We start from the raw sequence: 11,004 nt of genomic DNA, 5'->3' as shown, positions 1-11,004 counted from the left end.
TCGAGGCGGCCGTCGTCCAGTTCCTGCTCGAGTTCCTCGTCTAGAGTGTCGAGCCAGTCCTGGCGGACATATTCTTCCTCAAGCGTCGGAGTTGCGCTCATCTGCCGTCTCCCATCTGATTATATGGTCTAAAAATGCAGTGTCTTTGCAACGAATCTGTGACAGCGTTGCACCCAAAGGCTGTATATGGGCGCGCAGTCTAATTGATTTTGATAATCCGGCTAAGTATTCGAGACAGAGGTATTGCGATAGGGGTTTTATGAAGATTGAAATCGAGCGCAAGTTTCCGCTTGCGTCGGAGCGTTGGCGGTCTCTGGTGAAGCGTAGCGAAACGATTCAGGACGGCCTTCTGGCCGCAAATGATGAGCGCAAAGTCAGGGTTCGGATCATTGGGGACCGCTCAACCCTCGCCGTGAAGACGCGGCGTGTTCGCGGGCAGCGTGAAGAATTCGAGTATGACATTCCGCGCAAGGATGCTGAGCGGCTTCTCATCGCTTGCGGCAACACAGTCGTCCAGAAGGTCAGGCATTACATCGTTCAGGCCGGGTTGACTTGGGAGGTGGACGAATATGAAGGCCTTCTCAAGGGTATCATTCTTGCGGAGGTGGAACTCGAGTCGCTCGACCAGCCCGTGACCATGCCAGACTGGATTGGGCATGAGGTGACAGCGGAGCCACCCTACAGAAAGATCAATCTTCTGCGCGCCAGGCAGGGGCTGCCCTTGGAAGATAGCGTGGATATATCATCCTCGGGTGAAAGTTGACCTGATTTGCCCCTCCTCGGGTCTATTTTTTTCCTGCGCGCCGCACCGAGCCGCTGTGCCTGCCGTAACGGTCAATAAGTGCAGCCAGCGTCTGCAAGGTCACTAGGGACAGCGCGGTCTCGAGATCGCAGCGCAGCACTCGTCGCTGCCGTTTTTCGTCGAACTTTCTAACCTGTCTCTCGACAATCATGGGGTAGACATCGACGATGCACTTGCCTTCCGCAATGCGGCGAGCGCGGTCGAACTCAAATGTACCAACGCACAGCGGCATGACGCGTCCCACCAATCCCGCTTCCTCGAAAGCCTCTTGCGCCGCCACTTCATGCGCGTCGAGACCCGGGATGGGATTGCCCTTCGGGATGATCCATCGGCCGCCGCCCCGGCTGGTCACCAGATACAAATAAAGGCTTCCGTCGACGGCAAACTGTACGGGGAGGGCAGCGATCTGGCGAAACATGGGAACTCAGGCACTCTTCGTGATTCGACATCAAATATGCACAGGAGTTTCGTCATGTACCCGTCATATTGCAATATTGCGAACGACTCTTTGTACGTCGTGTCGTAGCTTGAGGTATGCTCAGAGACCTCGGGGCCCACAATGACGCGGCAACCGCAGCGGCCCTTGTCGAGTCGCTTGTCCTCTCATTGGATGCGGACGTTCATTTTGCGTCAGGCTATCTCCTGGGTTGGTACCGCCACGCGACCCTCGTGGCCGGGTTCGCAACTTGCGAAAAAGTGAAAGGACTTCAAGCGGCAGGACATCTTCTGGGATTGAGGTTTACTCGGCCGGGGGCCGGTAGTCCTCTAACTCCGTCAGCCACTCATGGATTAGAGAAATCGCTGCGGGCTCGTCAAGGAAGGGCGCGTGACCGCGCTTCGCCACCTCGGCAAAAAGCATGTCAGGCCGGCGTCTGCGCATTTCAGTTGCCGTCGCTTGAGACAGGATGTCAGAGTTTTCGGCGCGGATCAGGGCCAGGGGGAGGCCGGCGCAGGCGTCGAAGAGGGGCCACGCATCGGCGAGCGGCTTTGTCAGTGCGGCGCGCAGCGCTTCGCCGATGGCAGGATCATAGGGATTGTTGAGACCGTCCGGGGTTTCGACGAAGTGGCGGACAGCCTCTTCAGCCCAGCGGAAGTCTGGCACGTCAACGAAGCCCGGCGAGCGGGCGGGAAGGCGGTCCATCACCTCCTCGATGGTTGCGACGGCGGGATGGATGCCGACATATTCAGCGATGCGCTCAAGGCCGTGGAACTCCACCACGGGTCCGACGTCGTTGAGGCACAGGCCTAGTAACCGCTGTCGGGCGGTTGCAGCCATCAACAGGCCGAGCAGGCCGCCGCGCGAGGTACCGATGACGGCAGCCTGCGGGATATCCAGATGATCGAGCAAAGCAATGGCATCAGCCGCCTCGTGGGCGACCGTATAGGTAACGACATTTGCCCATTGTGAGCCGCCGCGGCCGCGGCTGTCGAGCCGGATCAAGCGACAGCGCGGCAGGTGGTGGGAGAGATAGTCGAAATCGCGGCCATCGCGGGTGAGGCCGGCGAGGGCCAGCAGCGGCAGACCCGACCCCTCATCCTTGTATGCGAGGCGCACATTGTCGGCGGTCATGAAATATTCGTAGATCATTGAAAACTCCGGCGGATGCCTGTCTGCTCATGATCCGGCCCTGCGACAGTTTCAAGTGACCGCGATGAGCACCCGCAGCAATCAATGCGCCGTCCAGCCTCCATCGATCGGTAAAGCAGTTCCGGTGATCTGTGACCCTGCATCCGTACACAGGAAGGCAGCGAGCTCGCCGATGTGACGCGCTTCCACGAACTGTTTCGTCGGCTGCGCAGCAAGCAGCACGTCGCGCACCACCTGTTCCTGCGTCATGTGGCGGGCAAGGGCTGTTTCAGGAATCTGCTTCTCAACGAGCGGTGTCAGCACATAGCCGGGGCAGATGGCGTTGGCGGTGACGCCGAATTCGGCGCCCTCCAGAGCAACTGTTTTGGTGAGGCCGACCAAGCCGTGCTTGGCTATCACATAGGCCGATTTGAATGGCGATGCGACGAGCCCATGCGCCGAGGCGATGTTGATGTAGCGGCCCCACTTGCGCGCCTTCATTTCGGCCATCGTCAGATGCGTGAGGTGCCATGCGGCCGAGAGGTTGATCGCGATGATCGCCTCGTAGCGCTCGACCGGAAATTCCTCGATGGGGGCCACTGTCTGGATGCCAGCATTGTTCACCACGATGTCAATGCGACCGAAGGCCCGGCGGGCGACCTCGACAAGGATGGCAATCTGGTGCGGACTCGACATGTCGGCAGGGCTGTAAACCACACTGACGCCGGTCTCCGACTCCATATCATCCTGCAGTGCGGCGATCTCGGCGTCTTCGCCGAAGCCATTGAGCGCAATGTTGTAGCCGGCTCGCGCCAGTTCCCAGGCAATGGCGAGGCCAATGCCACTGGTCGATCCCGTCACGATGGCGGATTTGCGTTCGCTCATGTTCTGTACCTTATCGAGGTGGGGTCAGTTGAGGGTCATCACGGGAACATCGCCCTCTATAACGAGGGGAGCCGCCGTGGCTGCCACGATGTCCTCAACTGAGATGCCGGGCGCACGCTCCAGCAGGTGGAGGCGTCCGTCGCTGCAGCGGATGACGGCGAGGTCGGTGACGACCATGTCGACAGAGCGCAGCGAGGTGAGCGGCAAGCTGCAATGCTTGACGATCTTAGGCTCGCCCTTTGCGGTGTGCTGCATGGCAACGACGACGCGCTTGGCGCCGGTGACGAGATCCATCGCACCGCCCATGCCGGGTACCATTTTGCCCGGCACCTTCCAGTTGGCCAACCGCCCGGCCTCGTCAACCTCGAGACCACCGAGCACTGTCATGTCGAGATGGCCGCCGCGGATCAGGCCGAAGCTCATGGCGCTGTCGATCGAGGCCGCGCCAGGCACGGCGGTGACGAAGCCGCCGCCTGCGTCGGTCAGGTACTTGTCGTGCATGCCTTCGGGCGGCCGGGCGCCCAGCCCGATGACGCCGTTTTCGGCTTGGAAAAATACGCCGAGGCGCGCATCTACATAACCCGCCACCAGGCTTGGCAGCCCGATACCCAAATTGACCAGCATGCCCGGCTCGATCTCGCGCGCCACCCGACGGGCGATCAATTCCTTGGAATCCATCTTGTTCATGTTCGTCCTCAGGCTGCGCGTTCGAGAATGTGGTCGATGAGAGCGCCGGGCGTCTTCACGGCGTCGGGCGGGATGACACCGACGGGCACGATGGTGTCGGGCTCGGCGATTACCGTGCGCGCCGCCATGGCCATGATCGGGTTGAAGTTATGGGCGGTGAGCGTGTAGCAGAGATTGCCCACGTAATCGGCCTGCTGCGCTGCGATCAGCGCGAAGTCGCCGTGGATCGGCGTTTCCAGCAGGTAGCGCTTGCCGTCGACGGTGACCACCTGCTTGCCGTCTTCCACTTCGGTGCCGAGCCCGGTGGGGGTGAGAATGCCGCCAAGCCCAACGCCCGCAGCGCGGATGCGCTCGACGAGGGTGCCCTGCGGCACGAGCTCCGCCGTGATCTCGCCGGAAATGAGCTTCTGCTGGGTCTCGGGGTTGAGGCCGATGTGGGAGGTGATGATGTGAGCGACCGCGCCCGCCGTGATCAGCTTGCCAATACCGCGACCCGGCGTTGCCGAGTCATTGGCGACCACGGTGAGGCCCTTTGCACCCCTCGCGACCAGTGCGTCGATCAGCCGCTCGGGCGTGCCCACGCCCATGAATCCGCCGATCAGCAGCGTGGCGCCATCGGGTATCATGGCGGCCGCAGCTTCGGGCTTGAGGGAATGTTTCATCATGCGGCGCTCCGTTCGCTGTGGTTGACCATCGTCCGCACGGCGCGGGCGATGACGAGTTCCTCGTTGGTGCGGATCACCATCACCTGGGCGCGCGCCAGCTCGCTGCTGATGACCTGCGAATTTGCCTCATTGCGCGCATGGTCGAGCTCGATTCCCATCCATGCCATGCGGCTGCAGATCCGTGCGCGGATGCCGCGTGCGTTCTCACCAATGCCGCCGCAGAATACCAGGGCGTCAATGCCGCCCAGGGCTGCCGCCATGGCGCCGATCTCACGCTGGACGCGGAACACGAAATAATCGATCGCCTCGGCGGCATGGGGGTCGGTGGCGGCCTCGAGCACGCGCATGTCGTTGGACAGGCCCGACATGCCGAGCAGGCCCGACTTCTTGTACAGAAGGTCGCTGATGGCGGCCGCGGACAGGCCCTCCTGGTCCATCAGATAGAGGATGACGCCGGGGTCGATCTGCCCGGAGCGCGTGCCCATGGGCAGGCCGTCGAGCGCCGAGAAACCCATGGTCGAGGCAACCGACTTGCCGTTCTGGATGGCGCAGACCGAGGCCCCGTTGCCGAGATGGGCCACCACCAGCTTGCCCTCGGCCAGCCGCGGTGCGATGCGGGCGATCTCGCCCGCGATGTATTCATAGCTCAGGCCGTGGAAGCCGTAGCGCCTGATGCCCTTCTCGTAATAGCTGCGGGGCAGCGCGAAGGTGTCATTGACGAAGGGATGCGAGCGGTGGAATGCAGTGTCGAAGCACGCCACCTGCGCGGCCCTCGGAAAGGCCTCCATGGCGGCGCGCACACCGGCCAGATTGTGCGGCTGGTGCAGCGGCGCGAAGGGCTCGAGCCGCGCCAGTTCGGCGATGCGTGCCTCGTCGAGCAGCAGCGGCGCGGCATGGTCCGGTCCACCATGCACGACACGATGGCCGACCGCGGTGATCTCGAGGTCCGGAAAGGCCGCGAGCAGGATGGCGAGCGCGCTCCTGAGCGCCGCCGCATGGGAGGACACGTTCGGATGTTCGGCACCGATCAGGGCGGTCCCGTCAGCCGCTTTGATGCTGAGCGTACCCTCGGGGCCGATGCGGTCGGCAAGACCCGAGGCCAGCGGCTGGTCACCCTCGGCAGGGAACAGCGCGAATTTCAACGAGGACGAGCCGGCATTGAGGGTAAGGAGGGCGGGCCTGCTCATGTCTGTACCTCTGCCGTCATGCGGGCCTGGTGAAGGGCTGCGACGGCGCATGAGGCAAGCCGCGACATGCGCCCGTCGGAGCGTGAATTGAGGATGACCGGCACCCTGGCACCGAGCACCAGACCGGCACCTTCGGCGTGTGAGACGAAGGCCAGTTGCTTGGCCAGCATGTTGCCCGCGTCAATGCCCGGCACGACCAAGATGTTGGCCTGTCCCGCAACGTCACCGCGGATGCCTTTGGTGCGGGCGGCCGCGAGACTCACCGCATTGTCCATGGCGAGCGGCCCGTCGACCATGCCGCCGGTGATCTGGCCGCGGTCGGCCATCTTTGATAGCAGCGCCGCGTCGATCGATGACTGGATGTCGGGGTTCACGGTTTCAACGGCGGAAAGCACTCCGACGCGCGGTGGATCGATGCCAAGGGAACGGGCGAGGTCAATGGCGTTTTGCACGATGTCTATCTTTGTGGTGAGGTCAGGCGCGATGTTGATCGCCGCGTCGGTGACCAGCAGCGGATAAGGCATGCCGGGCACGTCCATCACGAATACATGGGTGAAGCGGCGGCCCACCCGCAAGCCATTCACCTTGTCCAGCATCGGGCGCAGCAGCTCGTCGGTGTGGAGGTGCCCCTTCATCACCGCGCCGGCCTTGCCGTCATTCACCAGCCGGCAGGCAGCTTCCGAAGCCTTGTGGCTGCCCGTGTCCATCACCTCGAAGCCTGCGATATCCGCGCCAAGGGCATGGGCGGTCTCCGCGATGCGCTGAGCATTGCCGATGAGGATGGGCGTGATGATGCCTTCCTGCGCGGCGAGAATGGCGCCGCTCAGGGAATTCTCATCCTCCGGGCAGACCACGGCGGTTACCAGCGGCGGCAGCGGCTTTGCCCGTTCGAGCAGGGCCTCGAAATGACGGTGGCGCTGGACGATGAGGCCCGGCACCTCAAGGTCGTCGACCTGGAATTTGCTGCGGGGCGCTTCGACGACGGCCTCGCCCTCGAGCAGGGTACTGCCGTCATCGCTGCGGCAGACCTCGGTGAGGAGGCGTACTTCGCCATTGTCGGCCTTCGCCTCCACGCGGACGCGGCAGATGAGCTCATCGCCCGCATGGGCGCGGCCGCGGAAACTCAGAGTCTGCGAAAGATAGAGCGTGCCTGGACCTGGCAGCATGGTGCCGAGCACGGCGGAGATCAGCGAAGCGACGAGCATGCCGGGCGCCACGGCATCGACCTTGCCGTCGCCATCGCCATCGATCTTCGGCAGGTGCATGGGGTTGAAGTTGCCCGAGGCCGTGGCGAAGACATAGAGATCATCCGCGGTGATCAGCCGTTTCAGTTCGGCAGTGTCGCCGACATTGAGTTCCGCGAAGGTCCGGTTGGTGAGTTTCAACGCTCGCCTCCCTTGCGGACCGGCACGCGCTTCTTCACGGCTGCGGCCTTGACACGGGATACGGCGGCCTTGCGACGCGGTGCTGCCACCTCTTCTTCATCGTCCAGCGGGTCCGTGGAGACGTCTTCTTCGTCCAGCGGGTCCGTGGAGACGTCCTCGGTGATCGCCGGAAGCTCCAGCACGACACGGAACTTCTGCAGCATCTCGAGGGTACGGGGCGCCATCTCGGCGATGGGGCCTGCAATGAACTGGACGGCGGACGCGGCGCGCTGACGCTCATCTTCCGTCCTGAGCAGCAGCGGCAAGGTTTCCACCGCCTTGTCGAGGGCGAAGCTGGCGATGATGGTCTGCTCATGGATGATCATGGCGCGGCGGTCAGCCGCCAGCGACTTGAAAGGCTCGTCGCGGGTCAGCACCTGGCTCGAGCGTTCGAGCCGGTCGCGGCGCACCCCGCCGCGATTTTCGGCCAGCAGGACGAGCATGCGGATGACCGCTTCGACGAAGCCGCCCCGGTCGATGTTGAACAGCGCCGCCTGGACCTCCGGCAGACCCTGCAGCTCGGAGGTGTTCTTCAGGGTGCGGCGCGCTTCGTGCGAGCGGCCGAATACGCGCATCCAGGGCGTGCTCCAGATGCTCTGGAACATCAACTCGGTCATCATGTCGCGCTGGTCGCGCCACAGATCGATCGCCTGCTCCATCATGTCGAAGACCAGTTCCTCGGCCGCAATGAAGGGGTTGCCGGGGCCCGCCTTTTGGCGCTTTTCGCGAACGTCGGCGGCAATCCGCTCCACCGGCGTCATGGCCGGGTTCTTGGACGACATCATGGCCCGCTGCAGGCGCTGCGGGTGGAGGGCGCGGCCCATCTCGGCGGTGGTGTCGGTGGTCATGGCGCGCAGCATCGGCCTCATCCACATCTCATAGGCCTGGGCCTGGATTTCCGAGGCCCGGGCCACCGCGGCGAAGGGGCGCTCGTCGCTCACCCCGTCATCGAGGCCGCGGATGTCGTCGAGCGTACGCTCGGTGAAACTCACCGTGAAGTGCTTGTCGCCGTCCTTGTCCTCGATGTTCTCGATGCGCATTTCATAGAGGTTGGGTGCCAACGCCTCGATGGTATTGAGGGTTGAGGTGACTTCGGTGTGTTCCTTGTTGGCGATCTGCGAGGAGACGAAGATGCCGAGGTGCCCTACCTGGTCATGCACCATGTAGATGATGCGCTGGCCGCGCAGGCGGATCTCGGAGACGTCGGCATAGGTCTCGGCGATCCAGTTCAGCGCCTGCTGTGGCGGCGTGATGTTGTCGCCATGGCTGGCGAAGACGATGATCGGCGCGCGGATAGCCTTGAGGTCGACATGGCGGCCTGGCTCGATGCGCGCCTCGTTCTTGACGAGGCGGTTGCCGACGAACAGCTGCTCGACGATCCAGCGGATTTCCGCTTCCGTCATCAGGAACAGGCCACCCCACCACTTCTCGAATTCGAGGAAGCGTTCGTCACCCTTATCGATGTCGCGGTAGAGATCGGTGTATTTGCGGAACAGGGTGCGCGCCGGATTGAGCATCTCGAAATTCTGCACCAGGTGCGCACCGTCGAACAGGCCGCCGCCCAGGTCCGAGAGCATCATGGGGATCCATGTTCCGCCATTGACGCCGGCAGTATAGCGCATCGGGTTTTCGCCGACTTCGCCGCCCCAGGTGGCGACCGGCGCGCCGTTGATGACGATCGGGCCGGTGAGGTCTGGGTTGGTGGCGGCAAGCAGCAGGGTTGCCCAGCCGCCCTGGCAATTGCCGACGATCACCGGCTTTGGCGCCTCGGGATGGCGGCGCATCACCTCACGCACGAAGGCGGCTTCGGCGCGCGTCACATAGGACAGGAACTGCCCCTTCTCCGGCAAGCGGCGGAAGGCGACGAAATAGACCGGATGGCCATCGCGCAGCGCCACGCCAACCTGGCTGTCGGCCTTGAAGCCGCCGATGCCCGGGCCGTGCCCGGCACGCGGATCAATGATGATGAAGGGCCGCTTCGAGTCTTCGATCTCCACGCCCTTTGGCGGGACGATCTTGAGGAGCATGTAGTTGCAGGGCAGCGGCAGGTCGGCGCCGTCCATCACGATCTCATAGTCATACATGAGCACCGGCGGGCAGCCCTCGGCCTCATGGCTGAGGAAGATGTCGCCGCGCTTGCGCAGCGTATCGGCGGTCAGAATGGCGCGCTCGGCGGAATCGCGCAGGTAGCTCTGGAAATCCTCCAGCAGCCGGTTGCCGCCCTGTGCCTTGCGGAAGCTGTCCATCACCGCATGGGCGGCGTCGAGGGTCTTGCGGCTGCGGTCGCTGTGGTCATGCAGGATGCGGCTGCTGTGGCGGGTCAGCGCCTTGCCCACCATGTCACCGGTTTCGGTCACCTGTTGCAATTCGCCGCGCGCTTCCTCCATCGCGCCATGAAGCTTGGCCAGCGCATCGGCCTCGGGCCGCGGCACGTCGGGTTGATTGGCGATGGTGAAGAGATCGAAGATGCTGGTCATGGTGATCCTCATGCCGTGATGGAGAAGCCGCCGTCGACGTCGTGGACGCCGCCGGTCAGGTTGCGGGCCGCAGGTGAGGCCAGGAAGGCCGCCACCGCCCCAACGTCCTCAATGGTCGCCAGCTGGTGGGTGGGCGCACGTTCGGCGGCCTCGTTGAGCAATTCGTCGAAGTCAGCGATGCCGGAGGCGGCACGCGTCTTCAGCGGGCCGGGCGAGATCGCATGGACGGTGATGGATTTTTCGCCGAGTTCGGCCGCCGCATAACGCACGGCGCTCTCAAGTGCGGCCTTCACGGGGCCCATGATGTTGTAGTTGCGCACCACGCGCGTCGAACCGAAGAACGACACCGATAGGCAGGTTCCGCCGTCGGCCATCAGCGGCTCCGCCAGCTTGATCATGCGCAGGAAGGAGTGGACGGACACGTCCATGGCAAGCCCGAAGCCCGCAGGGCTCGAGTCGATCACCCGGCCATGCAGGTCGAGCTTCGGGGCGAAAGCGATGGAGTGCAGCAGCACATCGAGCCTGCCCCAGCGCGCGGCGATCTCGTCGAACACCGCCTCGAGCTCGCCAGGCTTGCTGACGTCGAGCGGCATGATGATCTCCGCGCCCACGTCCTCGGCAAGGGGGCGCACGAAGGGCGCCGCCTTGTCATTGAGATAGGTGACGGCCAAGTCTGCCCCTTGGGCCTTGAACGCTTTGGCGCATCCCCATGCGATCGAGTGTTCATTTGCAATGCCGACCACCAGAATTTTGCGACCTGCGAGCGAAAACATCCTGTTAACATCCCGTTGTTGCATCGCAACACAAGAATGCTCGCGTTACGTTATTGTGACGGTTGGGTTGCGATTGCGCGATTTGACTGAGGTCAATGAGTGCTCTCGAGGGGGCCGCGGCGTCCTTCGGACAGGACGGAGTTTCAAACCCGCCTCGCGGAAGCGGCGGATGCCGTCATGGGCCAGCGGGCCGAATGCGTGATGCTGAATATGGGGCCGCACATCGTCGCTTGTCTTGGTGCCATTCTCGGCCGCATGGACCGCGATCAGAGCAAGCGTCTGGAGAGGGTCGTCCCGTTCGGAGCCTGGGATGGTCCCGGTACCCCAGTGACTGAACTGCGGGAGCTTCTCCTTGCCCCCCGGCAAAAACTTGTCATACAGGGCTGCTAAATCGTAAATTATATAAATAAATCTTCGTATCTTCAGCGAGATGGTAATCTGATGTCCAACAGCCCCGTCGCCGCGCAATCAATGCTCGATACCAGCCCTCCGAAGCTGTGGACCAAGCTGCTTTTCGTGGCGGTTCTCGCTGGGGGC

10 protein-coding genes are annotated in these 11,004 nt (G+C 63.2%); 1 reads left to right on the top strand and 9 read right to left on the bottom strand.

Features of this window, described 5'->3' with window-relative positions; translation table 11 throughout:
• Positions 1–259 precede the first annotated feature (259 nt).
• Positions 260–763: a CYTH domain-containing protein gene (locus WCJ41_RS17475; RefSeq protein ID WP_336907115.1), complete on the top strand. Its 504-nt coding sequence runs from the start codon at positions 260–262 to the stop codon at positions 761–763.
• A 22-nt stretch (positions 764–785) separates the two neighbouring features.
• Here the strand turns inward: WCJ41_RS17475 and WCJ41_RS17470 are convergent, their stop codons facing one another.
• The 9 genes from WCJ41_RS17470 to fabI form a co-directional block, all read right to left on the bottom strand.
• Positions 786–1,220, bottom strand: a complete 435-nt coding sequence (locus WCJ41_RS17470; protein WP_336907114.1) for an NUDIX hydrolase — start codon at positions 1,218–1,220, stop codon at positions 786–788.
• Between the two features lie 321 nt (positions 1,221–1,541).
• Positions 1,542–2,390: an alpha/beta hydrolase gene (locus WCJ41_RS17465; protein ID WP_336907113.1), complete on the bottom strand. Its 849-nt coding sequence runs from the start codon at positions 2,388–2,390 to the stop codon at positions 1,542–1,544.
• A gap of 81 nt (positions 2,391–2,471) precedes the next feature.
• Positions 2,472–3,254: a 3-hydroxybutyrate dehydrogenase gene (locus WCJ41_RS17460; RefSeq protein WP_336907112.1), complete on the bottom strand. Its 783-nt coding sequence runs from the start codon at positions 3,252–3,254 to the stop codon at positions 2,472–2,474.
• 24 nt (positions 3,255–3,278) lie between these two features.
• Positions 3,279–3,932, bottom strand: coding sequence for a 3-oxoacid CoA-transferase subunit B (locus tag WCJ41_RS17455; RefSeq protein ID WP_336907117.1), 654 nt, complete (start codon positions 3,930–3,932; stop codon positions 3,279–3,281).
• A gap of 17 nt (positions 3,933–3,949) precedes the next feature.
• Entirely contained in the window at positions 3,950–4,603 is a 654-nt protein-coding gene (locus WCJ41_RS17450) for a 3-oxoacid CoA-transferase subunit A (RefSeq protein ID WP_336907116.1), read from the bottom strand.
• Complete coding sequence (locus WCJ41_RS17445) at positions 4,603–5,793, bottom strand: acetate kinase (protein ID WP_336907111.1); 1,191 nt, start codon at positions 5,791–5,793, stop codon at positions 4,603–4,605. The genes WCJ41_RS17450 and WCJ41_RS17445 overlap by 1 nt, the downstream gene beginning before the upstream one ends.
• The gene (locus tag WCJ41_RS17440) at positions 5,790–7,178 is read right to left on the bottom strand and encodes a bifunctional enoyl-CoA hydratase/phosphate acetyltransferase (protein ID WP_336907110.1); all 1,389 of its coding nucleotides are present in this window, start codon (positions 7,176–7,178) and stop codon (positions 5,790–5,792) included. Before WCJ41_RS17440 ends, WCJ41_RS17445 begins: the two co-directional genes overlap by 4 nt.
• Positions 7,175–9,694, bottom strand: coding sequence for a DUF3141 domain-containing protein (locus WCJ41_RS17435; RefSeq protein WP_336907109.1), 2,520 nt, complete (start codon positions 9,692–9,694; stop codon positions 7,175–7,177). Before WCJ41_RS17435 ends, WCJ41_RS17440 begins: the two co-directional genes overlap by 4 nt.
• Positions 9,695–9,702: 8 nt before the next feature.
• Positions 9,703–10,467, bottom strand: coding sequence for an enoyl-ACP reductase FabI (fabI, locus tag WCJ41_RS17430; RefSeq protein WP_336907108.1), 765 nt, complete (start codon positions 10,465–10,467; stop codon positions 9,703–9,705).
• Positions 10,468–11,004: the final 537 nt, after the last annotated feature.

It is taken from the genome of Aestuariivirga sp., from assembly GCF_037139295.1.
In the GTDB taxonomy this organism is placed as follows: Bacteria; Pseudomonadota; Alphaproteobacteria; order Rhizobiales; family Aestuariivirgaceae; genus Aestuariivirga.
This window is presented reverse-complemented; position numbering and strand designations above follow the sequence as displayed.

What these genes read in the sequence shown, in the direction of transcription:
- WCJ41_RS17465 (WP_336907113.1), bottom strand. Translation starts at nt 2,390, where the DNA reads ATGATCTACGAATATTTCATGACCGCCGACAATGTGCGCCTCGCATAC.
- WCJ41_RS17455 (WP_336907117.1), bottom strand. Translation starts at nt 3,932, where the DNA reads ATGGATTCCAAGGAATTGATCGCCCGTCGGGTGGCGCGCGAGATCGAG.
- WCJ41_RS17460 (WP_336907112.1), bottom strand. Translation starts at nt 3,254, where the DNA reads ATGAGCGAACGCAAATCCGCCATCGTGACGGGATCGACCAGTGGCATT.
- WCJ41_RS17470 (WP_336907114.1), bottom strand. Translation starts at nt 1,220, where the DNA reads ATGTTTCGCCAGATCGCTGCCCTCCCCGTACAGTTTGCCGTCGACGGA.
- WCJ41_RS17475 (WP_336907115.1), top strand. Translation starts at nt 260, where the DNA reads ATGAAGATTGAAATCGAGCGCAAGTTTCCGCTTGCGTCGGAGCGTTGG.
- fabI (WP_336907108.1), bottom strand. Translation starts at nt 10,467, where the DNA reads ATGTTTTCGCTCGCAGGTCGCAAAATTCTGGTGGTCGGCATTGCAAAT.
- WCJ41_RS17450 (WP_336907116.1), bottom strand. Translation starts at nt 4,603, where the DNA reads ATGAAACATTCCCTCAAGCCCGAAGCTGCGGCCGCCATGATACCCGAT.
- WCJ41_RS17435 (WP_336907109.1), bottom strand. Translation starts at nt 9,694, where the DNA reads ATGACCAGCATCTTCGATCTCTTCACCATCGCCAATCAACCCGACGTG.
- WCJ41_RS17445 (WP_336907111.1), bottom strand. Translation starts at nt 5,793, where the DNA reads ATGAGCAGGCCCGCCCTCCTTACCCTCAATGCCGGCTCGTCCTCGTTG.